Consider the following 26606-nt stretch of genomic DNA (forward strand, 5'->3'; position numbering starts at 1 on the left):
GAGGGTGCGTCAAAAGGCGGCGAGAAGTTATCCGACGCTGCAACAGATGGCGCTGCTGACCCGCAGGAAGTCCACGTGGCGGCGCACGCGGAGCATGGGGTCGAGAACAGCGTTCATGTTTCGAGAATGGCACGGGCGTCCGGCGCTTGTCCAGGCGTGCCGATCGGGCCCGAATGTGAGTCACGTCATGCCGCGATGGTGCCGACCGTCCTGAGGAGCGCTAACGTTCTCCCTGTGGTGGGATTCTGGGAAAGCCTGTGGCGCATGGTCGACGCCTGGCTCAGACGCCATCCCGTCTTCCACAGCGGCACGCTGCTCGTGCTGCGCACCATCCGGGCCTTCTCCCGTGACCGGGTCGTCGGCCTGGCCGCCGAGTCGGCCTTCTTCGCACTGATCTCCCTCCCCGCGCTGTTGCTCTGTCTCCTGGGCGCCCTGGGGCCGCTGGCCATGGTGTTCGGAGAGGACCTCGTGGTGGAGATCCGCGAGTGGATGCTGGACCTGGCGGCGCGCATCCTCACTCCCTCCACCGTCGAGAGCGTGGTGGAGCCGCTGGTCGACGACTTCCTCGGCGGCGTCCCGGGCGGTGTCCTCTCCGTCACCTTCCTGGTGTCCCTGTGGTCGGGTTCGCGGGCGATGAACGTCTTCATCCGCTCCATCACCATCTCCTACGGCCTGGACGAACTGCGCGGCTGGCTGTGGCAGCGGGTGCTGGCCTTCTTCGCCTACCTGGGAGGGCTGCTGTTCGCGGTCCTGTTGCTGCCGGTGCTGGTGGCCGGACCCGACATCGTCCACGATCTGCTGCCGCTCACCGTCGGTCACCTCAACCTCTTCTACTGGCCGCTGGTGGCCCTGCTCGTCACCGCCGCCGTCACGTTGCTCTACGCGCTCAGCGTCCCCGTCCGCACCCCGCTGTGGCGGCACCTGCCCGGGGCGCTGCTGGCCACCCTCGTGCTCCTGGCCGGTTCGGCCGGCCTGCGCGCCTACCTGGACGCCTCCTTCGGACAGGTGAGCATCTACGGCTCGCTGTCCGCCCCCATCGCGATCCTGGCGTGGCTGTACGTCATGGCGATCGCCGTGCTGGTGGGGTCCTCGCTCAACTCCGAGATCGACGCCCTGTGGCCCACGGTGCGCACCGCCTCCGCCCGCGCGGAACTCGCCAACCGCCACTTCGAGCGGGCCGACCGGCTCGCCCAGCGGCGGGAGCAGGCGGTCATCGACACCCTCAACGGGCGCTGACCAGAAACGGCCAAAGGGACCGTTGAGCCGGGAATGTCAGTATTTTGACTGGGTCCGGCGGGAGGCCGCGAACCCGCCGCCCCGAGCCTGGACAGTCCCCTGAAAGGCCCCCAGTGCCCTCCCCCTCCGGGCCCCCGATCCACGCGTCCTCGCGCCTCGGAATCGGTTCGATCGTGTCCGCGATTCTCTGCGTCACCCTGTGGTTCACCCTCACCACGGGTCACCCCCTCCACCACGGCTCCACCAACCTTCTCGGTCTGGCCTTCTCCAGCCTGGGCGTCCTGTACCTGGCGGCCCTGCCCCAGCGCCCCGGAGCGCCCTCGGCGCGACCGGAACACGCCGTCGCCTTCGTCTGGATGCCGTGGCTGTTCGCGGTGATCCCCCTGTCCCTGGTGTTCTCCGAAACGGGGCTCCTGCCGTGGCTCTGGCCGCTCCTCCTGCTTCCGCTCACGGCTCTGGTTCTGGCCTTCCTCGCCACCCGGGCCCACCGCCGCCCGGTCCCGGAGGCACCCCGCGGGTACTCGACGGCCGCCTCACAGAGCTTCTGCACCGCCGCCGTGGCCGCCGCTCTGGTGAGCTTCATGCTGTACACGATCCTCACCAACGGATCCATCAACCAGAGCCGACCCTTCTTCGTGCTCATGCTGTTCGCTCTGGTGGCGGTGCTGGTCGGGCAGATCCTCGTGGTGATCGCCCCGGCCCTGCCCGGCCGGTTCTCCGGGACAGCGAGGCCGCCGCTCGTCAGCGTCGTCTTCGTGTGGCTGGCCTGGCCCATGGCTCTGGTCGCGGGGCTGCCAGCCGCACTGAACCTGATCCACCCGGTCGGAGTCCCGTCACTCTGGCCCCTCGCCGTGTTCCCACTGGGCGCCACGGGCTTCGCTGTTCTGAGCACCCGTGCCTACCTGAGGGAACGCACCGAATCCGGGAAGGAGGACGACAGATGAGGTCCTCGTACCTGTTGGGCCTGTACGCCTACCTCGGGACCCTGGCCGTCACGCCCACCTCCGGTGGGCACCTGCACTTCACCAGCGCGGGGATCCTCGCCGTGCTGCTCCTCTTCGCGGTCGGTCACGCCTTCGAGTGCGGACGCACGCAGCCGCCGCGGGCGACGAGGGACAAGCCGGGGAACTGGGGCATGGGCGTCGCCTGGGCGGTGTACCCGGCTCTCCTCGCCGTCGCCGTCTGGAGCCTGTCCTGGCACCAGACCTGGGGCCCGGTCCCGGTGCTGGTGGTCTGCCTCATCTCCTACGCGCTGTCCTTCGTGCTCCGTGTCCGCGAGAACCGCGCCATCGCCTCCCTGGGGCAGAACGGCCTCCGGGCTCCGGCGCCGCTGGGGGAGGGCCGATGAGACTCTCCGCCGTGTTCCTCGTGGGCAGCGTCCTCTCCCTGGCGACGGCCTTCTTCCTGGGCTTCTGGGGCCCTCCGTTCGTCGTCGTGCACATCGTCGGGTGTGTCCTCGGCGCCATGTGCGTGTTCCTGGTCCGGATGGCGTTCCTGGTCTCGCCCGCCGAGGACGAGCGGGAGCGGCGCGCGGCTGGTGACCTCCACCGACTGCTGTTCGGCATCGGGTCACACCTCCTGTGCGGGCCGCTCCTGCTCGTCACTGTGGCCACCATCGTCTGGCGCGGATCCTGGGAGGTGTTCTACCTCCTGGCGTTCACCGTCCCCCTGTACGCCCTGGCGATCGTCTGCCAGGTGCGGGAGTCCGGGGAGACGCCCCCGGCCGGGCCGGGACCGATGATCGTCGGCTGGGGCGCGCAGGTGACGCCGGCTCCGGGGTGGGCCGTTCTCTACCTGAGCGTTCCCCTCCAGCGCCCGGGGGGACTGAACACGCTGAACCCGCGGTTCCAGGTGGACGGCGAGAACGTCGTCAGTCTGGCGGCGGGCCAGTGGGCGACGGTCGTGGTGGCTCCGGGGCGGCGCCGGGTCCGCGCTCTCCTCGACCTTCAACGCTCGGCGCCGCTGGAGGTCGACCTGCGTCCCGGGGAGGAGGCGCACGTCGAGCTGCGTTACTGGCCCAACCCGTTGACGAGCGGAGGGCGTCGGACACTGGACCTGCACAGGGTCGGCGCACGCGACCCCCGTCCGTCCACGCGACCTGCGTGAGTGGTGGGAGTCAGGTTCAACCGAGGACCCCCTGGCCAGATCCGGCCAATTTCGGCGTGAACCTGATCGCCTTTTGGGGTGTCCTCTCCAGCGTGAGCAAGTCGCGCAGGGCGGGTCCCGTGACCTCCTCCGCAAGTCACAGCAGGTCACCGGTCCCGTAGGGCGAACTCGAACAGGTGGGGCGGGGCTGGTGCCCGGTTCCTTCTCGATGAAACGGAGTGAACATCCTCTGAGACGGTCAGTATCATCACGTGCAGCATTGACTACTCGTGTGCCGTTTAACCCCCGCTTGCGGATCCCGTCGCGCCGCGACCGGCCGTCATCGCTGATCGTCCCCCTGCTCCCGTACACGAACAGGTTCACGTTCCCCATGCCTTCGGAGGCACCATGAGCCGGGCGTCCCGTCCGGAGCACCCCCGGCCAACCGCGGTCATCGTCATCGCGCCCGACGAACTCAGCGCCGAGATCGTCATCGAGGGACACCGCCAGGTCGTGAGCGGCCTGGCCCCCAAGGAGACGCGGCGCGCGGCGCTGGACGTCGCCACTGGCTACGCCGCCAGGATCGGGCAGCCGGTACTGGTCGACGCGCGTGACGCCAACGGTTACTGGCGTCTGGTCGCGACCCCCTCGGGGGTCGTGCAGGCGGCGGACCAGGCTCTCTCGGACCGCCCGCAGCCGCCCATCCCGGGCACGCCCCAGGCCGGTCAGACGCCTCCGGGACGTCCTCCGGCAGCCAAGAAGGAGAGAGGCGGGGGCAGGAAGGTCCTCATCGGGGGAGCGGCGGTGCTCGCTCTGCTGCTCGTCGTCGGGGGCGGGGTGGTCGTCACCCGGTTCCTGCCCTCCGTCTCCACGGCGACGGAGGACGACGGGGCCGACGACACCGCGGTCGCCCTGGAGTTCGAGGCCCCGCCGGGGTACGCGCCCACGGTCGACTTCTCCGAGGAGCTCGCTCCGGAGACCCAGCCCGGGATCAGCCGTGACGGTTCGTACCTGGCCTACATCGACCCCGAGGAGCAGCTCAACCTGCTCGCCGACGACGGCTCGCGCGAGTGGTCGGTGGAACTGCCCTTCGAAGCGGGTGCCGGGCTCGGCGCACCCCGGTTCGTGGAGTACGGCGGCGAGGACGCCGTCGCGATGGAGACCGCCGACACCCTGTGGTTCTGGCCCGTCTCCGGCGTCAGCCCCACCAGCATCACGCTCCCCGAGTCCGGCTCCGCCCGGTACGCGGGCGACTCCGTCCTGGTCCGCACCGACGAGACCTCCTACCTGCCCATCGACGGCGAGCTGGAGGAGTTCGAGGCTCCGGGCAGCTCGGAGCCGATGCTCGCGGCCGACGACCGCGCCCTGACCGCCGTGGTGAACGGCCCCTGGCAGTGGGTCGAGCCCGGCGGCGAGGAGCGGGAGGTCCACGCGGACCGTCCCGACGGCGCCGGTGACATGGAGGGCGTGGTCACCGCCCTGCGCGAGTACGTCATCGTCCGATGGGAGGCGCAGCGGGGCGACGGCTCGATCCTGGCCTTCCACGACCGCGAGGACGGCACCCCGCTCGGCGCGGCGGAGATCGAGGAGGACGCCCTGGAGGGCGTCAGCCACCTCTCCGCGCCCATCGGCGTCGACCTGGTCGCCTACGGCCCGGTGCTGTTCTCCCCGGCCACCGGTGAGACCACCGTGGTCGCGGGCTTCACCCCCGAGGCGACGGTCGGTGCCCAGGTCTTCGGTGAACTGGACGGCGAACGGGTGGCGCTGGACGCCGCCGGTGAGCCCTCCGAGGTTCCCGAGGACACCCAGACTCCGCGCGGCCTTCTCGGCGACCGCGCGGTGGTGGTCCATGAGGGCCACCTGTATGCCATCCCCCCTGAGTAGTTCAGTTCGCAAGCGAAAGAAAGGAGTGGGATGTCCCTTAAGAAGCGGGTCTTCACGGTCACCGCGGCCGGCCTTTTCATGGCTGGTTTCTCGGTGACTCCGGCCTTCGCGGCCGAGACCGCGGACGAGACCATCCCCGATGTCACGCCTGAGGCCGCCCCGGTGGCGGTCCAGGAGTCGGCTCCGGCCCCCGCGGCTGACCCCGTGGTCGAGGTCGCTCCCATCGTGGAGCAGGCCTTCGAAGAGGTCACCACGTTCCCGGCGTTCGACTTGCCGCCGCTCTTCCCCGACCCGGGTGACGACGGTGAGGAGCCGGGCAACCCGGACCCGGGCCCGATCGATCCCCCGGACCCGGGTGACGGCGGCGACCCCGGTGACGGGGAAGGCGAGGACCCGGGCGGCGACGACGGTGACGACGGTGGCACCCCGCCCGGTGACGGCGATGGTGGCGACGACGGTGGCACCCCGCCCGGTGACGGCGGCGGTGGCGACGACGGTGGCACCCCGCCCGGTGACGGCGGCGGTGGCGACGACGGTGGCACCCCGCCCGGTGGCGGCGATGGTGGCGGCGACGGTGGCACCCCGCCCGGTGGCGGCGACGGTGGAGGCACCGACCCGGACCTGGGCACCGGCCCCGGTGACAACGGCCAGCCGCCCAACGCCAACGCCCCCGGCGCCAAGACCCCGAGCGGTCCGGCTCCGGTCGCCGGTGACAACACCGGTGGCGAGCTCGCCGCCACGGGCGTCGACATGTCGGGCTTCGTGCTCGGCGGCGCCGTCGTGGCCGGTATCGGTGCTCTGGCCCTCTGGGCCGGCAGCCGCCGTCCGGGCATGGCTGAGTAACACCGCGTCCGTTCCCACGTCCGCGTGGGTCTGACGTGTGGAAGGGCCCCGTCCGCCGGAGGAATCCGGTGAACGGGGCCCTTTCGTGTCCTCAGGTCCGTGGACGCAGCGCCGAGGCGAGCATGAAGGCAGCCACCCCCGCCGCCGCGATGGCCCAGAGCGCGCTGCCGAGTGTGAGCGAGTCGGCGAGGAAGCCCACCAGGGGAGGGAAGGCCAGGAACCCGGCCCGGCCCAGCCAGCCCACCACCGTCACCCCGTCGCCGGTGCGCACCCCCGGGATGTTCCCGGCCGCGGCCAGTGTCAGCGGGAACAGCGTGGACACGCCCAACCCCATGACACCGAAACCGATGATGGTGGTCACCGGGTGCGGCAGGAGGAGGGCGAGAGCCAGCCCACCGGCGGAGAGCAGACCGCAGGCGTGTCCCACCGCCGCCGCTCCGAACCGGTCGGTCACCCGGTCGCCGACCAGGCGGCCCACCGTCATCATCGCCTGGCAGGCCACGAACGGCATGGCGGCCAGGAAGAGCGGCGCGCCCAGTTCCGTGCTCATGTACACCGCCCCCCACGAGGCCGCGGAGTCCTCGATGCCCCCGGCCATCATCAGCATCACACCCAGCATCACCAGCAGCAGGAGTCCCTTGACCGGGATGCGGACGCGGCTCCCGTCGTGGCCGTTCACCCCGTCCGCCCGCTCGCTGTTCTCGGGCCCGGGCAGCAGCATGCGGCTGATGGCGAGGTTCACGACCACGAGCACGACCGTCACCCCGGTCAGGTGCCAGAGGATCGGCACCCCGGAACCGGCCATGGTCGCGCCGAGCAGCCCACCGGCGACCGCCGCCAGGCTCCACACGGCGTGGAAGGTGTTGATGATGCTCCGTCGGTAGCGGCGCTGCACGCGAAGACCGTGGGAGTTCTGTGCCGAGTCGGTCCAGGCGTCAGCGGAGCCCATGACGAAGAGCGCGGCGGCGAGCATCCACCAGTTCTGCGCCAGAGCGATGAATGGAAGCGCTCCCAGCGAGACCAGACTGGTTCCCACGGCGGTCCGTCCGCTGCCGAACCAGTGGATCAGCGGCCCCGCGAGCATCCCGGTGAGGATCGCCCCGAACGGCATCGCCGCGATCGCCAGCCCCAGCTCCGCGTTGGTCAGCCCCAGATCGTCCTTGATCACCGGCAGCCACGGAACGGCGTTCGTGTACGTGAACCCGTTGACGAAGAACAGGGCGGACACCGCGACCCGAGCGCGCCTGGCCTCGGGAGGGGGTCCGGTGGACTTGTCGGTCTGCGCGTTCAAGGAGGGCTCCAGGGTTCGTTTCGATGCGTGCGGATGTTATCCGGCGCGCAGGTCCGACGGGCAGTCTTTTTCCCGGGTGCGCGGACACCGGGCTTGCCATGCGACCCCGAGCCGTTTTACATAGGGGGTCCGCCCTCGTCAACGTGGAATCCCTGAGGTCCCACCAGCCCCGGCTCTCCCCCCCACTTCGGACCACTTCCGCCCCCGTCCCGACCAGAGGCCCCTGACACCGGCCCGCCCCCGCGGCCCGCTCCCGCGTAGGCGACTCCTGCCCGTCGACTCCCTCACACCGGGACGCGCCGTGCCCCGACGGTCCCGGTCGGAACCGGAAGATCACATGATCAGAACGAGCGCGCTGCGAGAAACACCCACGCTGACCGGGAAGAGCGTACGACTGGTCCCCCTGGGCCCCGAGCACACGGACGCCTACTTCGCGGCGGGACTCGACGAGGAGGTCCGACGGCTCACCGGAACGCACGGCCACATCACCTACGCCCAGGCACGGGAGTGGTGTGAGAGCCGAGCGGGCCGCACCGACCGGCTGGACCTGGCCATCATCGCGCCCGGCGACGGCCGTTACCTGGGCGAGCTGTCCATCTACGCGGTCTCCCCGGAGAACGAGACCGCCGGGTACCGCATCGCCCTGTCCGCGATCGAGTTCACCGGCCAGGGCCTGGGCCGGGAGGCCACGCAGTTGGTTCTGGAGTACGCCTTCGAGCAGATCGGTCTGCACCGGGTCTGGCTGCACGTGTACGCCTTCAACATGCGCGCCATCGCCGTCTACCGGTCCTGCGGCTTCGACGTCGAGGGCCGACTCCGTGACGCGCTGCTCTGGGAGGGGCGCCGCCACGACGCCCTGTTGATGGCGGTGCTGCGCGGCGGCTCCCGGGGACGCTGACCGGACCCGGGGCGCCGGACCCGGGGCGGTTTTTGCCCCGGTGCGGGGTTGCGACACGTATGAGGCGGGGTATGCCGGTACCACTTTTCCCGCGGCTCACTCCACACTGCCGGAAGGAGCGGCGCCGGGCTCCGCGGCCCTGGCGCCGGTGAGGACATGAACCCGGTACCCGTCTCACTGCCCTTCGCCGACCGTTCCGAGGCCGGGCGACGCCTCGCCGAGCGGGTGCGTCCCCACGCCGTCAACGACCCGATCGTGCTCGCCCTGCCCCGTGGCGGGGTTCCTGTGGGAGCCGAACTCGCCGACCGCCTCGACGCCGACTTCGACGTGCTCATGGTCCGCAAGATCGGCATGCCCGGGCACCCCGAGACCGGTGTGGGCGCGATCGCCGAGGACGGACAGGTGATCTACGACGACCGCGCCCTGGCCAGGATGCGGGTTCCACGTCAGGCGCTCTCCGACACCGTGGCCTCCGAACGGGACGAACTCGACCGCAGGCGACGCGTCTACCGAGGGGAACGCCCGCCCCCGAGGATCGCCGGCCGCGACTGCGTGGTGGTCGACGATGGTGTCGCCACCGGCGGCACCGCCCGCGCCGCGCTGCGGATGCTGCGCCAGGCGGGCCCCGCGCGCCTGGTCCTGGCCGTGCCCGTGGGCGCCCCGGATGCTCTGGAGACGCTCCGTGAGGAGGCCGACGACCTGGTGGTGTTGACCGCTCCGGAGAACTTCCAGGCCGTGGGGGAGTGGTACCGGGACTTCGACCAGCTGTCCGACGCCAGCGTCGTCGCGATCCTCTCCGAACGCGAACGCCTCCACCGGTCGCCCGACGTCTCCCGAGGCGTGCGGATTCGCGCGGGCCAGGTGTACCTGGACGGCGACCTCACGATGCCGACCGCGCTGCGCGGTGCCGTGGTGATGGCCTTCGGCGAGGGGCAGGCCGACCCCCGGTGGCGGGCGAACGCCTCGGCCCTGCGCCGCGCGGGGTACGCGACCCTGTTGCTGGACCTGCTCACCGAGGACGAACGAGCCTTCGAGGACACGGAGGGCTGGCAGGAGACCGACACCGGAGTGCTGGGGGAGCGGCTCAGCGCGGCGGTGACCTGGCTGAGACGCGCGACCGACGCGGCCAGCGAACCCCTGGGCCTGCTGGGTTCGGGGCCCGCCGCACCCGCGGCCCTGGTGACGGCGGCGCAGCGACCGGAGGACGTGGGGGCGGTGGTGGTGCACGGCGGACGCGTCGACCGCGCCGAACCGCACCTGTCGTCGGTGCGGGCGCCGACCCTGTTCCTGCTGGAGAGTGGTGACTCGTTCGTGCGCGAGCTGGGCGAGTGGACCCGCGGCCGGTTGGGCGGCCGCTCCGAACTCAAGGTGGTGTCCGGGGCCGAACGGCTGCTGCGGGGCGACCTCGGATGGCGTGAGGTGGCGATGGAGACGCTGGACTGGTTCGACCGGCACCTGTCACCCGGGCCGGGGTGAGTCCACCCGGTCGGGACGGGTCCCCGGTCGGTCAGGCCCGGGTCCGGGAACTGACCGCGAAGGAACGTGGAAACAGGAAAACCCGCGGCGCCCTCGACGAACTATGTCGGGGCGCCGCGGGTTATCGGGGCCGGGGCCAGCGGGAGAGAGATCCGCTCGGCGGGAATCGCTAGGCGGCGTTGGCGCGGCGCATGCGGCGACGGCGCTCGGAGGCGCGCTCGTCCTCGTTCAGTCCGCCCCAGGTGCCGTACTTCTCCGGACGCGAGATCGCATAGTCCAGGCAGTCGGTCCGAACCGGGCAGGCCGCACAGATCTCCTTGGCCTTGCGCTCACGAATCTCCCGCTCCGGCTGGCGTTCGCCATCGGGACCGAAGAAGAGCACAAGGTCCTCGCCCCGGCACGCGGCGGCATCCTGCCACCCCCAGCTCGGGCGGGGGCGCAGCGCGGCCTGCCGACGTACCTGAGACATGCTTGAACCACCTCTACTGAAATCACTAGTAAGCTGTCTGAAAAAGCTTCAGTCACCAAAAGTTGGTCATGCGGCGTGAGGCACCCCGCACGACGCAAACGTCGAGCGGTGTTGACGTTGTTCCCCGGTGTGGCTGAGACCACGAGAAGCGCCATCACGGAGGCGACGCCTGCCGTTGAAGGGGTGCTCTCACGCGAACGGCCGCGGAGGCGGTGACAGTCTCCGTCTGTGCCGGTACGTAATCATGCCATCCCCGCTCCCGATCCTGCACGGGGGGTGGGGAAATTACTCATCCAACCGTTACCGAAACCTGATGCTTGGCGTCCGGTCTCTAGTTGTCTGTCAGATTTTGTCGCAAATCGCCAGAACTACCGTCTTGCGAAGGACACAGCACATCGTATGGGGCGATGTCCCTCCTGCCTAGGGGGTCCTCCTGATGCGCCCATCACATTGCGGTCTGCCCATGCTCGCGAGATTGGGTGTGACCGTATGTCCTCACACAGCGCGACGGGGTCCGGAAGCCGATCCGCCTTGCCAGTAGGGTCGTCGTATCGCGTGGTGCCTCGCGGCGCACCGTCCCCCCACGCTCTCTCCTGACCGCGCGCGGCCCGTGGCGTTCCCCGGCCGCCGCGCCGCCCCCTCCGAGGGCCGCTTCCCGCCGGTCCACACCGTCCCTTAGGGGAAGGATCAGGGGAACAGGGAGGAACAGGTCATGGTGCGTCCGCGTCCCAGACGATAGAAAACAGGGTGCGCTCGTTCTCCGTCCTTTCCGGAGTGAACGCGCACCACCCGCTCACGGGACCGGACAAGCACGGGACCGAACCAAGGAGACGAACACCGTGGCCCTCTTGAGGCTCATCCTGAACATCATCTGGCTCTTCGTCGCCGGATTCTGGCTGGCGGTCGGCTACGTCGTCGCCGGACTCATCTGCTGCCTCCTCATCGTCACGATCCCCTTCGGTATCGCGTCCTTCCGGATGGCCAGCTACGCGATCTGGCCCTTCGGCCGTGACCTCGTGCGCAAGTCCGGCTCCGGCGGCGGCACCACGGTCATGAACGTCATCTGGCTGATCGTCGCGGGCTGGTGGCTGACCATCGGGCACATCGCCACCGCGCTCGCCCTGGCCGTCACCATCATCGGCATCCCGATGGCGTGGGCCTCGCTCAAGATGATCCCGGTGGCGCTGGCCCCGTTCGGCAACGAGATCGTGCGCGTCGGCCACCCCCGTGAGCCCTGGCAGTTCTGAGACGACCGGCCCTCATCGGAACGGGCGGCCCCCTGAGGGTCGCCCTGTTTCGCGGGTCCGCCCCACCTTCCTCGTCGTCCGGTGGAACCAGAACCCCCAACGGCGCATCTCCCAGACATCCCCTCCCACATCCCCCGGAACAGTGTCACCACGTGGCCGTCGCCGCCGGAGCGGCCGCCCCGCAGCAATCCAGAGATCGGAGTCCATGTGCAAGCCCAGCGGCCGGGAGTGTGGGCGCTCCTGAACAAGTGGCTCGTCGCCCGCAGAGCCCGAGCCGAGCGCCTCGCCCAACTCGAGGCGCGGGAGAAGGCCGCCAGAGCCGAACCCGAGGTGGTCGAGGAACCCGCCCCCGAACCCGAGGACGTGGGCGCGGGCGACCTGCTGAGGGTGGTCAGTGACGTCGCCTGGCGGATGCTCCTCATCGGCGTCGTGGCGGGTCTGCTCGTCTACGCCATCATCTACCTGTCCCTCGTCACCCTCCCGGTCATCATCGCGGTGTTCATCACCGCGCTGCTGATGCCGCTGGCCAAGTGGCTCCGGACCAAGGGGCTGGGGCGCGGCTCCTCCACCGCCGTCGCCGTACTCACCGCCCTGGTCGTCCTCGGCGGTGTGATCACGATGATCATCCAGCCCGCCATACAGGGCTTCGACGGGATGATCGCCAGCGTCTCCAGCGCGCTCACCGGTCTCCAGGAAGTCCAGATCGAACTCCCCTTCGGGCTGGAGGCGGACCCGGCCTTCATCACCAACGCGTTCACCAACGCCTGGGACCAGGTCCAGGGGATGATCACCGACAACACCCAGGAGCTGGTCAACGGAGCCTGGACCGCCGGTGCGGCCGTCCTCCAGATCCTGATCAGCCTGGTGCTGATCATCGCCCTCACCGTGTACTTCGTGCACTCGGGCGACAAACTGGTCGACTGGTTCGTGACGCTGCTGCCGCCCAAGTCCCGTCCGGGCCTGCGCCACGCGAGCGGCGTCGCCTACGGCGTGATGGGCCGCTACGTGCGGGGTGTGGCGATGGTCGGTGTCATCGACGCCGTCGGTATCGGCATCTTCCTCCTCATCTTCCTCGACGTGAACCTCGCGATCCCGCTGATCGTGCTCACCTTCGTCGGCGCCTTCCTCCCGGTCATCGGCGCCTTCCTCACCGGTCTCCTGGCCGCACTGGTGGCCCTGGTCGCCGAGGGCTGGGTGGTCGCCCTGATCATCGTCGCGGCCGTCGTCGTGGTCCAGCAGGCGGAGAGCAGCATCTTCGCTCCCCGCATCTACGGCCAGGCCCTGGAACTCCCCTCGCCCATCGTCCTGATCTCCATCACGGCAGGCGGCATCCTGGGCAACATCCCGGGCATGTTCCTGGCCACGCCGGTGGCGGCCGTTCTCGCCGCGCTGCTGCGCAACCGGCCGCCCGCCCACCAGGACGACGGCGACACGACCGAGGGCGCAGGGTCCTCCGCCGCTCCGCCGGAGAAGGAAGTGGCCGTCGTGGTCGTCTCCCCGTCGGCCGAGGAGACCTCCGACGGTCCGGAGCCCACGGACACCCCCACCAGGGAGTGACGTGGTCCCCGCGACCCCCTCTCGCGGGAATGCGTCGCGCCCCCGGTCCCGTTGTGTGGGTCGGGGGCGCACCCGTGTCCGGGCCGCGCCGTGAGGAAATCCCCTCGCACCGCCCCCGCTCCTTGCCGTTAGGCTGGGTCGGCCGGTCCCGAGGACACGTCCGCCGCCGCCCCGTCGCGGCGCCACCGCCGAACCAGCCCCCACGGGGGCCGGTGCCGCGCGTGTCCCGACCGCCCCGAACCGCCAGACCACCTTTGAGGATGCCCCACCCATGTTGATCGCCACCGACCTCGAACTGCGCGTCGGACCTCGACTCCTGCTGGAGCCGACGACCTTCCGTGTCGCCGCGGGGGACCGGATCGGACTGGTGGGCCGCAACGGTGCGGGCAAGACCACCATGACCAAGGTGCTCGCGGGGGAGGGGCTGCCCACCGGCGGCACGGTCACCAGCTCCGGCAGCATCGGCTACCTTCCGCAGGACCCGCGCACCGGCGACCTCGACGTGATCGCCAAGGACCGGGTCCTGTCCGCGCGCGGGATCGACGAGGCCCTCAACGGCATGCGCGAGGCCGAGAAGAAGATGGCCAGCGACCACGAGAAGACCCGCAACAAGGGCGTGCGCCAGTACGCCCGCTGGGAGGAGCGCCTCCACGTGCTGGGCGGGTACGCCGCCGAGTCCGAGGCCGCGGCCATCGCCTCCAGCCTGGGTCTGTCGGACAAGGTGCTGTCCCAGCCGCTGCACACGCTCTCCGGTGGTCAGCGCCGCCGGGTGGAGCTGGCGCGCATCCTGTTCAGCGGCGCGGACACGCTGCTGCTGGACGAGCCCACCAACCACCTGGACGCCGACTCCATCGTCTGGCTGCGTGACTTCCTCAAGCACCACCAGGGCGGGCTCATCGTGATCAGCCACGACGTGGAACTGGTCGAGCACGTGGTCAACAAGGTGTTCTACCTGGACGCCAACCGCAGCACCATCGACATCTACAACATGGGCTGGAAGCTGTACCTGGCCCAGCGCGAGGCCGACGAGCGCCGTCGCCGCAGGGAGCTCGCCAACGCGGAGAAGCAGGCCGACACCCTGCGCAAGCAGGCGGACCGGTTCCGCGCGAAGGCCTCCAAGGCGCGCGCCGCGCAGCAGATGCTCAACCGCGCCGACAAGCTGCTGGACGGGGTCGCGGGGGTGCGCCAGTCCGACAAGGTCGCCAAGCTGCGCTTCCCGGACCCGGCGCCCAGCGGTCGCACGCCGCTGATGGCCGAGGGGCTGTCCAAGTCCTACGGTTCGCTGGAGATCTTCGCCGGTGTGGACCTGGCCATCGACCGGGGCAGCCGCGTCGTCATCCTGGGGCTGAACGGCGCTGGCAAGACGACCCTGCTCCGGCTGCTCGGCGGGGTCGAACAGCCCGACACCGGTGAGGTCATCCCCGGGCACGGGCTCAAGCTCGGTTACTACGCGCAGGAGCACGAGACCCTGGACGTGGAACGGAGCGTGCTGGAGAACATGATGAGCGCCGCCCCGGACCTGCCCGAGGTCGAGGCGCGCAAGACCCTGGGGTCGTTCCTGTTCACCGGCGACGACGTGAGCAAGCCCGCCGGTGTGCTCTCCGGTGGTGAGAAGACCCGGCTGGCCCTGGCCACACTGGTGGTCTCCAGCGCCAACGTGCTGTTGCTCGACGAGCCCACGAACAACCTGGACCCGGCCAGCCGTGAGGAGATCCTGGCGGCACTGCGCAACTACAAGGGCGCGATCGTCCTGGTGACACACGACGAGGGTGCCGTGGGGGCCCTGCAACCCGAGCGCGTCATCATGCTGCCCGACGGCGTCGAGGACGTGTGGAACGCCGACTTCGAGGACCTCATCGCGCTGGCCTGACCGACCGGGCACGCGTACTGAGGACCCCGACCCCACGCGGGCCGGGGTCCTCCGCGTGTCCGGGGACGTGCTCACCGGCACCAGCGGGCGTGGGATCGGAGATGCCCGCGTCCAGCGGTCCCCCGACGGGGTCCTGCTGCCTGCGCTCACGAGCACGGGTGGGTGCGTGCGGGACGTGGTGGACGCCCAGAGCACCGCGAGGTTCACCCCGCCACATTTCGGATCTGGTTAGTGGTCTTCCGAAACCCGCCCCCACCGGCGTGGCGCCAGGCGAATGTGGCGGCGTGAGAACGGGATGTCCGATCATGGTTGTGGTTCCGGACGGTGGGAGACCCCACCACCGTGGAAGGGAAGAGATCTGTGAGTGAAGCGTTGAGGAAGGGCACCCGGGTTTCGGGAGCGGACCGTTCCGAGCTGGCCGCACAGCTCAGGCGCCGCTACGACGAGGGTGAGAGCATCCGTGGTCTGGCCGCGGCGACCGGCCGCTCCTACGGTTTCGTCCACCGGCTGCTGAGCGAGGCGGGGGTGGAGCTGCGCGGGCGCGGTGGTGCGACACGGAAGGCCTGATCCCGGCGCCCGGGCCGGGGTTACTGACGAGTAGGGTCAGTGGGTAGCCAACCGACGCGACGGAGGAACCATGGCACAGGACCCGCGGGAGCCCGGAGGACGGGAACTGCCCACCGACGAGGAACTGGCCCGGGCCGGTCTGCGGCTCGCGGTGGAGGGCGCGGTCGCGCGCATCACCATCAGCCGCCCCGAGCGCCGCAACGCGATGACGGGACGCACCTGGACGACCCTGGCCCACATCGGCCAGGCACTCCCGGGCGATGTCCGAATTGTCGTCATCGCGGGGGAGGGTGACATCTTCTCCGCCGGTATCGACCTCAACATGTTCACCCCCGAGGGGGTCGACGGTGAGCGCTCGATCGTCGCCGGGCTCGCCGACGGTTCCGCTGACGAGGCCGACCTGGACGCCTACATCTTCGAGCTCCAGCAGGGCTTCCTCTGGCTGCGCCGACCGGACCTCGTCACCATCGCGGCGGTGCGGGGCCACGCCATCGGAGCCGGCTTCCAGCTGGCGCTCTCCTGCGACCTGCGCATCCTGGCCGACGACGCCCGGTTCTGCATGAAGGAGCCCGCCCTGGGGCTGGTGCCCGACCTCACCGGCACCAAGCCCCTGGTGGACATCGTGGGCGTGCACCGCGCCACCGAGATCTGCCTGACCGCCCGCAAGGTCGGCGCAGAGGAGGCCCGCGACCTCGGCCTGGCCACCCTGGTCGTCGGCGTCGACGAGCTCGACGGCGCCGTGGACGACGCCGTCGCCGCCCTGCTGGCCACCAACCCCGAGGCGGCCGTCGCCACCAAGGCCCTCCTCCAGGAGGCCGGGGACAACACGCTCGAGGAACAGTGCGCCGCCGAGCGCCGCGCCCAGGTGGGACGCCTGACCGCCCTGGCCAGAGCCATGGCAACGGGGGCCTGACCACGCACTGGGGACGGGATGGGGGAGACCGGTATCACCGGTGAAAAACCCCCATCCCGTCCCCGCTTCCGAATGATCTCTAGTACGCTGCTGCAAGCGGTCGTTGAATGCCGCGCGCATCCGAGCGCGCCGGGCCGCCAAGACGCGGAGAGCGTGTCGACGTCGTTCGACATCACTCTTGACCCGAAGAGCACACGAGCCCACACAGCCAGGGCCGCTTCCGCGTGTGATCAGGCGCGTTTGTGTGATTTCTTCGCTGGGTCCGCTGTGACCGTGTGGAGCCTTCCTCGAAACGCCGCCAAACGATGAGGAAGGTACACGTCACTTGACGACGGACACTGCCGTAATGCCCGCTTTCGACAGCCTGGGGCTTCCCAAGGACATCGTCGACGAGCTGGCCAAGAACGGTGTGACCACCCCGTTCCCGATCCAGGCCGCGACCATTCCCGACGCCATCGAGGGCCGCGACGTCCTCGGGTGCGGGCGCACCGGATCGGGCAAGACCCTGGCCTTCGGCCTGCCGGTCCTGATGCGCTGCGCCGAGCGCCGCGCCGCCGCCAACCGCCCCCGGGCCCTGATCCTGGTCCCCACCCGCGAGCTCGCGCACCAGGTGCGCGACGCCCTGCGCATCTACGCCCGCATCCTGGGCGTCAAGGTCGGCGACGTCGTCGGCGGCAGCTCCTACACCCGACAGATCAACGAGCTCCGGCGCGGTGTCGACCTGCTGGTCGCCACCCCGGGCCGTCTCACCGACCTCATCGACCAGGGCGCCTGCGACCTGGGCGACGTCGAGATCTCGGTGCTGGACGAGGCCGACCAGATGTGCGACATGGGCTTCATGCCGCAGGTCAGCGAGCTCCTCGACCAGGTGCGCCCCGACGGTCAGACCCTGCTGTTCTCCGCCACCCTCGACGGTGACGTGGACAAGCTGGTCCGCCGCTACATGAACGACCCGCGCACCCACTCCGTGGACCCGCCGGTCTCCCAGGTCACCACCATGGAGCACCACCTGCTCAAGGTGCTGCCCCGCGACAAGAACAAGATCGTCGCGCAGATCGCCGCCCGCGACGGCCGCACCATCCTGTTCGTGCGCAGCAAGTACCGCGCCGACACCATCAGCGAGCAGCTGATCGAGGCCGGTGTGCCCTGCGCCTCCCTGCACGGCGGAAAGACCCAGAGCGTGCGCACGCGCACCCTGGCCAAGTTCCGTGAGGGCAAGATCCAGGCCCTGGTCGCCACCGACGTCGCCGCTCGCGGCATCCACGTCGACGGCATCGACCTGGTCGTCAACATCGACCTGCCCACCGGGCACAAGGACTACCTGCACCGTGGCGGTCGTACCGCGCGCGCCGGTTCCTCCGGCGCCGTGGTCTCCCTGGTCGCTCCGAACCAGCGCCGCATGGCCCGCCGTCTGCTCAGCGACGCCGGCGTCGACGCCCAGCAGCACCTGGTCAACCCCGGCGACGAACTGCTCTCCGAGGTGACCGGAGCCAAGGAGCCCAGCTGGGAGCCGTGGATCGAGCCGCCGGAGCCCGTCCGTGAGCGTCGCGGCCGTGGCGGCCCCCGTCGCGGTGGTTACCGTGGCGGCGGCGGTGGCGGCTACCGCGGTGGCGGCGGCGGTGGTTACCGTGGCGGCGGCGGAGGCGGCTACCGCGGTGGCGACTCGCGCGGCGAGGGCGGCTACCGCGGAAACGACCGTGGCGAGGGCGGCGGCTACCGTGACCGCGACTCCCGCGGCGAGGGCGGCTACCGCGGCGACGGTGGTTACCGTGGCGAGGGTGGCGGCTACCGTGGCGGCGAACGCCGTGGCGAGGGTGGCGGCTACCGTGGCGGGGACTCCCGTGGGGGTTACCGCGGCGGCCCGCGTCGCAACGACCGCTACGACTCCGCTCCGCAGCGCTAGGCACCGAGCGGTACTGAAGCACCCGAGGCGGGTCCGACCACAGGTCGGGCCCGCCTCGTCATGGTTTACGGTCCTTTACCGCCCCTTCGCGTGTCCCAGGCCGCCGAAACCACCCCCGAAGTGGACAGTTGGCCGGAAAACCCCGACACCGAACGCGGGGCCGCACACCGCTCGAAGGGGAACGAGTGACCGTCCTCAACAACGCTCTGGTCGCCCTCAACGACTTCTTCTGGACCTTCTTCCTCATCCCGCTGCTGGTCATCCTGGCCGTCTACTTCACCGTGCGGTCCGGTTTCGTGCAGATCCGCCTCCTCCCGGAGATGTTCCGGGTCATGCGCAGCAGCCCGGGGACGGCACCCGACGGCGGCCGCGAGATCTCGGCGTTCCAGGCCTTCGCCCTCTCGGCGGCCTCGCGGGTGGGGACCGGCAACATCGTCGGCGTGACGCTGGCGATCATGCTGGGCGGTCCCGGGGCGGTGTTCTGGATGTGGCTGATGGCCGGGGTCCTGGGCGCCGCGTCGTTCGTTGAGTCCACTCTCGCCCAGCTGTACAAGGTGCGGACCAACACCGGCTTCCGCGGCGGTCCGGCGTACTACATGCTCTACGGGCTCGAACGACGCTGGATGGGTGTCCTGTTCGCGGTCATCATCACCATCACGTTCAGCCTGGTGTTCAACTCGGTGCAGGCCAACGGCATCACGGGGGCGATCGGCACCTCGGTGGGGGAGTTCGGTGTCCCCACCGGCCTGTGGATCGACGCGGTGATCGGTGTCGGGCTGGCCGCGCTGACCGGCGCGGTGATCTTCGGCGGGGTGCGGCGCATCGCCACGGTCGCCCAGGGGCTGGTTCCCCTGATGGCGATCCTCTACATCCTCCTCGGCGTGGCGGTGGTCATCGTCAACATCGACGAGGTCCCCGGGGTCTTCGGGAGCATCTTCGCGCACGCCTTCGGTCTGCGCGAGGTGGCCGCGGGTGGTGTGGGCACGGCGATCCTGTGGGGGATGCGGCGCGGCATGTTCTCCAATGAGGCGGGTCTGGGCTCGGCGCCCAACGCCGGTGCTACCGCCTCGGTCTCCCACCCCGCCAAGCAGGGCCTGGTCCAGACCCTGGGCGTGTACTTCGACACCTGGCTGGTCTGCTCGGTGACCGCGTTCATCGTGCTCCTGTTCAGCACCGAGTTCGCACCCGGCCAGGAGCCGATCGTGGTCGCCCAGATGGCGCTCCAGAGTTCGCTCGGCGGCTGGGCGATCCACGCCCTCACCGTGATCCTGTTCCTCCTGGCCTGGACCTCGCTGCTGGGCAACTACTACTACGGTGAGTCCAACCTCCAGTTCCTTGACGCCAACGACAAGCACCTGACCTACTTCCGGGGCGCCGTCCTGGCCTCCATCTTCATCGGCTGCGTCGCCCCGCTGACCCTGGTGTGGAACCTCGCGGACATCGCCATGGGGGTCATGGCCACCGTGAACCTGCTGGCCATCGCCCCGCTGTCCACGATCGCCTTCCGCCTGCTGGGCGACTACAGCCGTCAGCTGCGCAACGGACTGGACCCGCAGTTCACCCTGGCCAAGATGCCGGACCTGAAGAACGTGCACTGCTGGGGTGACGCCTCCGGGCCTCTGCCCGAGGAGGTCGAGAGGTCCGGCGGCGTCGCGCCGAGTGACGCCGTGCCGCAGGAGGAGCCGGGTGCCGTCGACGGCGGTGAGGGCATGCACGGCCCCGACTGGGAGCACGATGGTGAACACCAGGACGAGGGTGAGCACCCGGACGACGGCCCGCACCCGGACGGTGGCGAGGCCCCTGAGGACGGCCGCGGCCCGGAGCGGGATGACTAGGGCCTGTTTTTCTGGATGCTTTCGCTCGTGTCGGCGGAGCCGACATCGATGCGAGAGGCCGTCTCCCCTGCTGTGCGCTGCTTCGCAAGCTCCGCGGCCTCGCACAGCGGGGGCCCGGCAATCTCTCGCCAGACGATGAGCGGGGTCAGCCTGGGCTGGCTGTCCGAGTGATATCGGCGCAGCGAGCGGCCGCCCGGTGGTAACGCGAGGACACCGCGCCGCAGGCGTCCGTTGAGGGTGCTGGGGGCGACGGGTGGGAGGAATGATCCGAAAGACAGGGCCTGAGTGTGGGAACCGCCCAACACCCCGACCCGCCAAGGGCCGACCCGATCAACGGATCGGCCCTCGGCCCGTGCGCCGGGGACGGGGTCAGGAGCCGGACGGCTGGGCGCGCGGTCCGCCCGGGACGGAGGCGAGGTCGGATCCCCGTGTCTCCCGTGCGAAGACCACCGCGACCACGGTGACGACCCCCACCCCGGCCACGTACGCCGAGATCGGCAGGCTGGTGCCGAAGGTCGCCAGGAGCGCCGTCGCGATGAGCGGGGCCAGCCCGCCCGCCACGATCGACGCCAGCTGATACCCGATGGAGGCGCCCGAGTACCGGACCCGCGTGCTGAACAGCTCGGAGAAGAAGGCCGCCTGCGGGCCGTACATGGCGCCGTGCAGGAACAGTCCCACGGTGGCGGCCAGGGTCACCGACCAGAAGGTGCCGACGTCGATGAGCGGGAAGAACGCGAAACTCCACGCGGAGACCCCCAGCGCGCCGAAGGCGATCACGGGTCGGCGCCCGACGACGTCGGACAGGGCGCCCCACATGGGGATCGTCACCAGGTGGACGGCCGAGGCGACGAGCACGGCGTTCAGGACCGCGTCGTTGCTCAGCCCGGCCTGCTGGGTGGCGTAGACGAGGATGAACGCGGTGACCACGTAGTACGACACGTTCTCGGCCATGCGCACGCCCATGGCCACGAGGGTCTCGCGCCAGTGGTGGCGGAGCACGTCCAGGATGGGCGCCCGCTCGGTGGTCCGGTCGTTGGCGGCCTTGCGGGAGGCCTCCTGGAAGACCTGGGACTCGGTCACCGCCAGCCGGATCCACAGGCCGATGAACACCAGGACCCCCGACAACAGGAACGGCACGCGCCAGCCCCAGTCGAGGAAGGTCTGGTCGGTCATCACGACGGCCAGGACCGCCAGCACGGCCGTGGCCAGGAGGTTGCCGCAGGGCACCCCGGCCTGCGGCCATGAGGTCCAAAAGCCCCGGTTGCGGGCCTTGCCGTGTTCGGCGACGAGCAGCACGGCCCCGCCCCACTCGCCGCCCAGTGCGAACCCCTGCACCACGCGCAGGAGGGTGAGCAGCAGGGGAGCGGCCACCCCGACGGCGGCGTAGGTGGGCAGCAGGCCGATGGCGAAGGTGGCGCCGCCCATGAGGAGCAGACTCAGGACGAGCAGTTGTTTGCGACCGATCCGGTCGCCGAAGTGGCCGAAGACCAGTCCGCCCAGGGGGCGGGCGACGAAGCCCACCGCGTAGGTGGTGAAGGCCAGCATGGTGCCGACCAGGGGGTCGGACTCGGGAAAGAAGACGTGGTTGAACACCAGGGCGGCGGCCGCCCCGTAGAGGAAGAAGTCGTACCACTCGATGGTGGTGCCGATGAGGCTGGCCGTGACGACGCGGTGGAAGGGCGTCTTCGGAGCGTCTCCGCCCCCGGGGGACGATGTCGTTCTCGGTTCCATGCCCGCACACGCTAGGGACCGGGGAGACCGCTGCCTATGGGGGTTGTCCGCACACTTGAGCGCCCCGCCATGTGTGGACCCACCCTGGTCGTCCACAGGCCAATCGGCGGATGTACAAACGAAAATCATTTTCGGTTACCATTCGGGGAGTTCCCAATCGAACCCCACGGAGTGCCCCCGTGTCCGAACGGACCACATCGGAGCGCGACGCCACGCCCGATCCCACCAGCTCACTCGGCGACTCGATCGCCCGCGACTGGAACGACCACGGCGACGAACTGCCCCCCGCCGACTGGGGGAGGCGCACCGGCTCGCGCCGCACCGGAACGGTCTGGCTGTTCGCCCTCTTCATCACCGCCATGGCGATGGCCCACGCCTGGCTCACGGACGAACTGACCAGCCAGGCCTTCCTGGCCTGGGCGACCATCTTCACGGCGATCAGCTTCCAGGCGATGCCCTTCCTGGTCTTCGGGGTGGCCCTGTCCGCCGCGCTCATCGCGTTCGTGCCCACCTCGGCCTACCAGAAGTTCATCCCGAGCAAGCCGGGGCGGGCGGTCCCCGTGGCAGGCGCCTCCGGGGCGCTCCTGCCCGGGTGCGAGTGCGCCTCCGTGCCCATCGCCGGGAGCCTCATCAAGCGCGGGGTCGCTCCGGCGGCGGCGCTGACCTTCCTGCTCGCGGCGCCGTCCATCAACCCCATCGTCATGATCGCCACCGCCGTGGCCTTCGCGGGGCAGCCGGAGATGATCCTGGCCCGCTTCGTGGCCTCGCTCCTGGCCTCGGTGGTCATCGGCTGGATCTGGGTGCGCTTCGGCAAGGCCGACTGGCTGCGCCTGCCCTCGCGGACCCACGCCCCCGGCGCCTCCAAGTGGCAGGTCTTCCGGGAGTCGATGCTGCACGACATGATGCACGCGGGCGGCTACCTGGTGGTCGGCGCGCTCGCGGCCGCCACACTCAACGTCATGGTGCCGCGAGAGTGGCTGCTGGCCGTGGCCGAGGCGCCGATCATCTCGGTGCTGGTGCTCGCCCTGCTGGCCATCCTGCTCTCGATCTGCTCGGAGGCCGACGCCTTCGTGGCGGTCAGCCTCACCGACTTCTCGCCCACCGCCAAGCTCGCGTTCATGGTCATCGGGCCGATCGTGGACCTCAAACTGATCGCGATGCAGGCCGGGGTGTTCGGCTGGCGCTTCGTCGTCCGGTTCGCCCCCATCTGCCTGGTGGTCGGCCTGCTCAGTACCTTCCTGATCGGAGCCATCCTCCTGTGAACCGGATCGCCCAGGGGCTCACGCTCGTCCTGCTCGGTGCCGCCGCGCTGACCAGCACCGTCCCCACCAACCTGTACCTGAACTGGGTCAAGGCGGGTTTCGGCCCGTTCCTGATCGCCGCCGGAGTGGTCATGGTGCTGCTCGGCGTCCTGATCATCGTCGCCGAACTGCGCGGCGAGAGCCACGCTCTGGACGAGGAGGACGCGGTTCCCGAGGACGCCGTGACGACCGCGTCGTCAGACGGCTCCGCGCCCCGCTCGGAACTCGACCACGCCACGGCCGAGTACGGCAGCGGCGGCGGGGACGGCCACGGGCACGACCACTCCGTCGCCCCCCGCGTGGCCTGGCTGCTCCTGCTTCCCGTGATCGCGGTGTTCGTCATCGCGCCGCCCGCACTCGGCTCCTACACGGTGGAGAGCACCGGCGGTTCCAGCGGCCCGCCTCCGCGCGACGAGCGCGCCCCCTCCCGGTTCACCGACGAACTGAGCCAGGCCGGCCCCGCAGACGTGGTCCCGCTCGACATCCAGCAGTTCGTCATGCGGGCCTGGATCGACGAGGAGCGCGAGCTGTCCGGCCGCGAGGTCGAGCTCACCGGGTTCGCCGTGCCCGCGCAGGACGGTGACGACTGGTACCTGGCCCGACTCCAGATGGCCTGCTGCGCCGCCGACGCGGTGGTCAACAAGATCCTCATCACCGACCACCCCGCGCCGGAGGCCGACACCTGGTGGACGGTGCGCGGTACCTGGGTGGAACCGGAGGGGGACCTGTACGACGTCTCCGAGCACGAGATCACGACCACCTCGGTCGAGGAGGTCACCAACCCGCCGGACCCGTACGAGTAGTCCGCCGGACCGCCCCGCGAGCGCCCCGGCTCGCGGGGCGACACGCGGTAACGGACGAAACCACCCGAACCAGGATCTCGTACCCGTTCGTGCGTTTCGGTCGCCACACCGGAGATCATTCAAGGGTTTCCTATTGCGCTGAGTAACAATGGGTGGGTGGCAGATCGGCACGAACGCCCCCGGAGATCCTGGGGCGCACTACGTCCACGAAGCATCCGAGCCCGGGTCACGCTCGGCGCCGTCGTCATTCTCTCCCTGGTCATCTGTATCCTTCTCAGCGCCTCCGTGCTGCTCGTGCGTGAAGTCACCCTGAGCGAACTCCGGGACCGGGCCGCCGAGGGTGCTAGGCACGTGGCCGACCACATCATGACGGAACGTTACGACGGTCCGATCCCGGCGTCCGAACCCATCCTTCGCTTCCAGGTGATCGACTGGGAGACCGACGAGGTCCTGGCCTCCAGCGTGGCCCTGAGCGGGCTACCGCCCCTGAACGAAAACGACCCCGACCCCGGCGACTTCAGGGTGGACGACTACGTCTGCGACGTCATCCCCGAGGACCCGACGGGGGACTGCTTCCAGGTCGTCGCGTACGTGGTCGACGGCTCCGCCTACGGCGACAACGTCATGGCGCTCGCCGCCACCCGCACCCCGCTGATCCTGGGCGACAGGGTCCTGGAACTCGTCCTGCTGGGCGCCTCGGCCCTGCTGATCTTCGGCTCGGGGTTCGTCATCTGGTACGGCGTCGGACGGGCCCTGCGCCCGGTCTCGCTGATCAGCGACGAGATGGAACTCATCTCCGTCGGCGACCTGCACCGCAGGCTCCCCCTGCCCAAGAGCGACGACGAGATCGCCCACCTGGCGCGTACCGCCAACGCCAGCCTGGCCCGGTTGGAGGAGGCGGTCACCCGGCAGCGCCGGTTCGTCTCCGACGCCTCCCACGAACTGCGCAACCCCATCGCGGGCATGCGCACCAAACTGGAGGTCGAGCTCTCCGACCCCGATCCCGACCAGCGCGCCCGGGAGCGTCTGCTGACCGGACTGCTCTCCGACACCGAGCGGCTGGAGAACATCGTCGGTGACCTCCTGGAGATGGCCCGGCTGGACACCGCCCTGGAGATGAAGCACGATCCGGTCGACCTCTCGGCGATGGTCCGCCAGGAGTTCTCCGACCAACCCAACCCGCCCCAGCTGCACGTGCACGCCTCGGAACCGGTGTACGCGAGGGTCAACCGGCTGCGCGTCGTACGGGTGCTGACCAACCTCGTCGCCAACGCCGAACGCCACGCCACCAGCCGGATCGACGTCATCGTGCAGCACCACGAGGGAGCGGCCGTGGTCGAGGTGCACGACGACGGCTCGGGCATCCCGGTCAAGGACCGCGAGCGGGTCTTCGAACGCTTCGCCCGGCTCTCGGAGTCGAGGGAACGCGATCCGGGCGGCAGCGGCCTGGGCCTGGCCATCTCACGGGAGATCGCGCGTGCCCACGGCGGCACCCTGACCGCCGGTCACAGTGACCTCCTGGGCGGGGCCGTGTTCACCCTCCGCCTACCCGACCCACCGGAGGGGAGCCAGTGAGAGCCAGGAAGCGCGCACCCGAGAAGAGCCCCGAGGAGCCGGAGCGTCAGCCGGTGGTCGAGGAGACGCGGCGTCCCAACTACTTCCTGCTCGGCTTCGTCGGAGCCCTCGGGGTGCTCAGCGCCTGGTTGCTCGTGCAGGCCCTCACCAGTGCCCGGGCGGTGTTCGTCTACATCCTGGTCGCGCTCTTCCTGGCGATCGGCCTCAACCCCGCCATCGAGTCCCTGCGGCGGTTGCGGATGCCCCGCTGGGCCGCGATCCTCTCGGTCTGCCTGGCGCTGGTGGCCTTCCTCGTCGTGTTCGTCTGGGCGATCGTGCCACCCCTGACCACGCAGGTCAGCGGCTTCGCCACGTCCCTGCCGTCATCCCTGGACCAGCTCCAGCACTCGGCGTTCTTCCGTGACCTGGACCGGCGCTACGACGTGATCGGACGGATCGAGGGCGTCGTCACGGCCGGCGACTTCGGCCAGCAGGTCTTCGGTGGACTGGTGGGCGTGGGGCAGGTGGTGTTCAACTCACTGTTCGCCACCTTCACCGTCCTCATCCTCACGCTCTTCTTCATGGCCTCGCTGCCCGGAATCCTGGATGTCTCGTACCGGTTCGTGCCCCGCTCGCGCCGGGCCGGCGTCAAGGAGATCGGCGACGAGATCGTCCAGCGCATCGGCGCGTTCATAGCCGGACAGCTGGTGGTCGCGGCCCTCGGCGGTGTGGTGGCCTTCCTGTTCCTGTGGCTGACCGGCTCCGCGTACGCGCTCACCCTGGCCCTGGTGGTCGCGGTGACCGCGCTGATCCCGCTGATCGGCACCACCATCGGCGCGGTGGTGGCGTCGCTGGCCGTGGCCATCGGCGACCCCTGGATGGGCCTGGTCACGCTGGTGTTCTTCCTCATCTACCAGCAGATCGAGAGCTACGTCATCGCCCCGAGGGTCATGCGGCACGCGGTGGACGTGGTGCCCACGGTCAACATCACGGCCGCGCTGCTCGGCGGTGCCCTGCTCGGACTGGTGGGCGCGCTGTTGGCCATCCCGACGGCGGCGGCGCTCACCCTGGTGCTGAAGAAGGTGGTCTTCCCCCGCCTGGAAGAGCGCTGAGCTGCCCCCCGCAAGGCCCTAACCTGGGACG

The 26606-nt window shown here is 70.1% G+C and carries 23 protein-coding genes; 19 read left to right on the forward strand and 4 right to left on the reverse strand.

The features are described from left to right. Nucleotides 1-27: 27 nt before the first annotated feature. Entirely contained in the window at nt 28-117 is a 90-nt protein-coding gene (locus KBX21_RS27235; protein WP_338042027.1) for a putative leader peptide, read from the reverse strand. A gap of 117 nt (nt 118-234) precedes the next feature. Here KBX21_RS27235 and KBX21_RS18460 point away from each other — a divergent pair, with 117 nt between their 5' ends. The 6 genes from KBX21_RS18460 to KBX21_RS18485 all read left to right on the forward strand — a co-directional run bounded on the left by KBX21_RS18460 (nt 235) and on the right by KBX21_RS18485 (nt 6048). Beyond that, a complete protein-coding gene (locus KBX21_RS18460; protein WP_210842647.1) occupies nt 235-1236 on the forward strand; it encodes a YhjD/YihY/BrkB family envelope integrity protein in 1002 nt (333 codons plus the stop codon). Between the two features lie 173 nt (nt 1237-1409). Continuing rightward, entirely contained in the window at nt 1410-2180 is a 771-nt protein-coding gene (locus tag KBX21_RS18465) for a hypothetical protein (protein ID WP_210842648.1), read from the forward strand. Continuing rightward, nucleotides 2177-2584 (forward strand): hypothetical protein, encoded by a 408-nt coding sequence (locus tag KBX21_RS18470; RefSeq protein WP_210842649.1) that lies wholly within the window; start codon nt 2177-2179, stop codon nt 2582-2584. The genes KBX21_RS18465 and KBX21_RS18470 overlap by 4 nt, the downstream gene beginning before the upstream one ends. Continuing rightward, nucleotides 2581-3342 carry a hypothetical protein gene (locus KBX21_RS18475; RefSeq protein ID WP_210842650.1) on the forward strand — a complete coding sequence of 254 codons (762 nt, stop codon included), beginning with the start codon at nt 2581-2583 and terminating at the stop codon, nt 3340-3342. Before KBX21_RS18470 ends, KBX21_RS18475 begins: the two co-directional genes overlap by 4 nt. Before the next feature lie 387 nt (nt 3343-3729). Further along, nucleotides 3730-5205 carry a hypothetical protein gene (locus tag KBX21_RS18480; RefSeq protein WP_049566308.1) on the forward strand — a complete coding sequence of 492 codons (1476 nt, stop codon included), beginning with the start codon at nt 3730-3732 and terminating at the stop codon, nt 5203-5205. Between the two features lie 30 nt (nt 5206-5235). After that, on the forward strand, nt 5236-6048 hold the full coding sequence (locus KBX21_RS18485; RefSeq protein WP_210842651.1) for a hypothetical protein: 813 nt from the start codon (nt 5236-5238) through the stop codon (nt 6046-6048). A 91-nt stretch (nt 6049-6139) separates the two neighbouring features. Here the strand turns inward: KBX21_RS18485 and KBX21_RS18490 are convergent, their stop codons facing one another. Next, a complete protein-coding gene (locus KBX21_RS18490; RefSeq protein ID WP_049566314.1) occupies nt 6140-7339 on the reverse strand; it encodes an MFS transporter in 1200 nt (399 codons plus the stop codon). 337 nt (nt 7340-7676) lie between these two features. On the opposite strand from KBX21_RS18490, the gene KBX21_RS18495 reads away from it, so the two are divergent. Continuing rightward, nucleotides 7677-8237 carry a GNAT family N-acetyltransferase gene (locus KBX21_RS18495; protein ID WP_210842652.1) on the forward strand — a complete coding sequence of 187 codons (561 nt, stop codon included), beginning with the start codon at nt 7677-7679 and terminating at the stop codon, nt 8235-8237. Between the two features lie 156 nt (nt 8238-8393). Then, nucleotides 8394-9713 (forward strand): phosphoribosyltransferase, encoded by a 1320-nt coding sequence (locus KBX21_RS18500; protein ID WP_210842653.1) that lies wholly within the window; start codon nt 8394-8396, stop codon nt 9711-9713. Between the two features lie 169 nt (nt 9714-9882). Here KBX21_RS18500 and KBX21_RS18505 read toward each other — a convergent pair whose 3' ends face one another. Next, nucleotides 9883-10182: a WhiB family transcriptional regulator gene (locus KBX21_RS18505; RefSeq protein WP_017588640.1), complete on the reverse strand. Its 300-nt coding sequence runs from the start codon at nt 10180-10182 to the stop codon at nt 9883-9885. An 839-nt stretch (nt 10183-11021) separates the two neighbouring features. Here KBX21_RS18505 and KBX21_RS18510 point away from each other — a divergent pair. The 7 genes from KBX21_RS18510 to KBX21_RS18540 all read left to right on the forward strand — a co-directional run bounded on the left by KBX21_RS18510 (nt 11022) and on the right by KBX21_RS18540 (nt 20074). Beyond that, nucleotides 11022-11429, forward strand: coding sequence for a YccF domain-containing protein (locus KBX21_RS18510; protein WP_210842654.1), 408 nt, complete (start codon nt 11022-11024; stop codon nt 11427-11429). A gap of 228 nt (nt 11430-11657) precedes the next feature. Then, nucleotides 11658-12986 carry an AI-2E family transporter gene (locus KBX21_RS18515; protein WP_210842708.1) on the forward strand — a complete coding sequence of 443 codons (1329 nt, stop codon included), beginning with the start codon at nt 11658-11660 and terminating at the stop codon, nt 12984-12986. Between the two features lie 271 nt (nt 12987-13257). Further along, a complete protein-coding gene (locus KBX21_RS18520; protein WP_210842655.1) occupies nt 13258-14856 on the forward strand; it encodes an ABC-F family ATP-binding cassette domain-containing protein in 1599 nt (532 codons plus the stop codon). Between the two features lie 360 nt (nt 14857-15216). Then, entirely contained in the window at nt 15217-15423 is a 207-nt protein-coding gene (locus tag KBX21_RS18525) for a helix-turn-helix domain-containing protein (protein WP_210842656.1), read from the forward strand. A 70-nt stretch (nt 15424-15493) separates the two neighbouring features. Continuing rightward, nucleotides 15494-16336, forward strand: a complete 843-nt coding sequence (locus KBX21_RS18530) for an enoyl-CoA hydratase/isomerase family protein (protein WP_210842657.1) — start codon at nt 15494-15496, stop codon at nt 16334-16336. A gap of 346 nt (nt 16337-16682) precedes the next feature. After that, on the forward strand, nt 16683-18239 hold the full coding sequence (locus KBX21_RS18535) for a DEAD/DEAH box helicase (RefSeq protein WP_210842658.1): 1557 nt from the start codon (nt 16683-16685) through the stop codon (nt 18237-18239). A gap of 185 nt (nt 18240-18424) precedes the next feature. Further along, nucleotides 18425-20074 carry a sodium:alanine symporter family protein gene (locus KBX21_RS18540; protein WP_210842659.1) on the forward strand — a complete coding sequence of 550 codons (1650 nt, stop codon included), beginning with the start codon at nt 18425-18427 and terminating at the stop codon, nt 20072-20074. A 369-nt stretch (nt 20075-20443) separates the two neighbouring features. Here the strand turns inward: KBX21_RS18540 and KBX21_RS18545 are convergent, their stop codons facing one another. Continuing rightward, the gene (locus KBX21_RS18545; protein WP_210842660.1) at nt 20444-21805 is read right to left on the reverse strand and encodes an MFS transporter; all 1362 of its coding nucleotides are present in this window, start codon (nt 21803-21805) and stop codon (nt 20444-20446) included. A gap of 179 nt (nt 21806-21984) precedes the next feature. Between KBX21_RS18545 and KBX21_RS18550 the strand changes: the two genes are divergently transcribed. The 4 genes from KBX21_RS18550 to KBX21_RS18565 all read left to right on the forward strand — a co-directional run bounded on the left by KBX21_RS18550 (nt 21985) and on the right by KBX21_RS18565 (nt 26575). Further along, complete coding sequence (locus KBX21_RS18550; protein WP_210842661.1) at nt 21985-23067, forward strand: permease; 1083 nt, start codon at nt 21985-21987, stop codon at nt 23065-23067. After that, nucleotides 23064-23909 (forward strand): TIGR03943 family protein, encoded by an 846-nt coding sequence (locus KBX21_RS18555; RefSeq protein ID WP_210842662.1) that lies wholly within the window; start codon nt 23064-23066, stop codon nt 23907-23909. Before KBX21_RS18550 ends, KBX21_RS18555 begins: the two co-directional genes overlap by 4 nt. 156 nt (nt 23910-24065) lie before the next feature. Beyond that, entirely contained in the window at nt 24066-25484 is a 1419-nt protein-coding gene (locus KBX21_RS18560; protein WP_210842663.1) for a cell wall metabolism sensor histidine kinase WalK, read from the forward strand. Then, nucleotides 25481-26575, forward strand: coding sequence for an AI-2E family transporter (locus tag KBX21_RS18565; RefSeq protein ID WP_210842664.1), 1095 nt, complete (start codon nt 25481-25483; stop codon nt 26573-26575). The genes KBX21_RS18560 and KBX21_RS18565 overlap by 4 nt, the downstream gene beginning before the upstream one ends. The last annotated feature ends 31 nt before the right edge of the window (nt 26576-26606 follow it).

Source organism: Nocardiopsis sp. B62 (genome assembly GCF_018070675.1).
In the GTDB taxonomy this organism is placed as follows: domain Bacteria; phylum Actinomycetota; class Actinomycetes; order Streptosporangiales; family Streptosporangiaceae; genus Nocardiopsis; species Nocardiopsis prasina.

What these genes read in the sequence shown, in the direction of transcription:
- KBX21_RS27235 (WP_338042027.1), bottom strand. Translation starts at nt 117, where the DNA reads ATGAACGCTGTTCTCGACCCCATGCTCCGCGTGCGCCGCCACGTGGAC.
- KBX21_RS18470 (WP_210842649.1), top strand. Translation starts at nt 2,177, where the DNA reads ATGAGGTCCTCGTACCTGTTGGGCCTGTACGCCTACCTCGGGACCCTG.
- KBX21_RS18475 (WP_210842650.1), top strand. Translation starts at nt 2,581, where the DNA reads ATGAGACTCTCCGCCGTGTTCCTCGTGGGCAGCGTCCTCTCCCTGGCG.
- KBX21_RS18480 (WP_049566308.1), top strand. Translation starts at nt 3,730, where the DNA reads ATGAGCCGGGCGTCCCGTCCGGAGCACCCCCGGCCAACCGCGGTCATC.
- KBX21_RS18485 (WP_210842651.1), top strand. Translation starts at nt 5,236, where the DNA reads ATGTCCCTTAAGAAGCGGGTCTTCACGGTCACCGCGGCCGGCCTTTTC.
- KBX21_RS18495 (WP_210842652.1), top strand. Translation starts at nt 7,677, where the DNA reads ATGATCAGAACGAGCGCGCTGCGAGAAACACCCACGCTGACCGGGAAG.
- KBX21_RS18500 (WP_210842653.1), top strand. Translation starts at nt 8,394, where the DNA reads ATGAACCCGGTACCCGTCTCACTGCCCTTCGCCGACCGTTCCGAGGCC.
- KBX21_RS18505 (WP_017588640.1), bottom strand. Translation starts at nt 10,182, where the DNA reads ATGTCTCAGGTACGTCGGCAGGCCGCGCTGCGCCCCCGCCCGAGCTGG.
- KBX21_RS18520 (WP_210842655.1), top strand. Translation starts at nt 13,258, where the DNA reads ATGTTGATCGCCACCGACCTCGAACTGCGCGTCGGACCTCGACTCCTG.
- KBX21_RS18530 (WP_210842657.1), top strand. Translation starts at nt 15,494, where the DNA reads ATGGCACAGGACCCGCGGGAGCCCGGAGGACGGGAACTGCCCACCGAC.
- KBX21_RS18535 (WP_210842658.1), top strand. Translation starts at nt 16,683, where the DNA reads ATGCCCGCTTTCGACAGCCTGGGGCTTCCCAAGGACATCGTCGACGAG.
- KBX21_RS18545 (WP_210842660.1), bottom strand. Translation starts at nt 21,805, where the DNA reads ATGGAACCGAGAACGACATCGTCCCCCGGGGGCGGAGACGCTCCGAAG.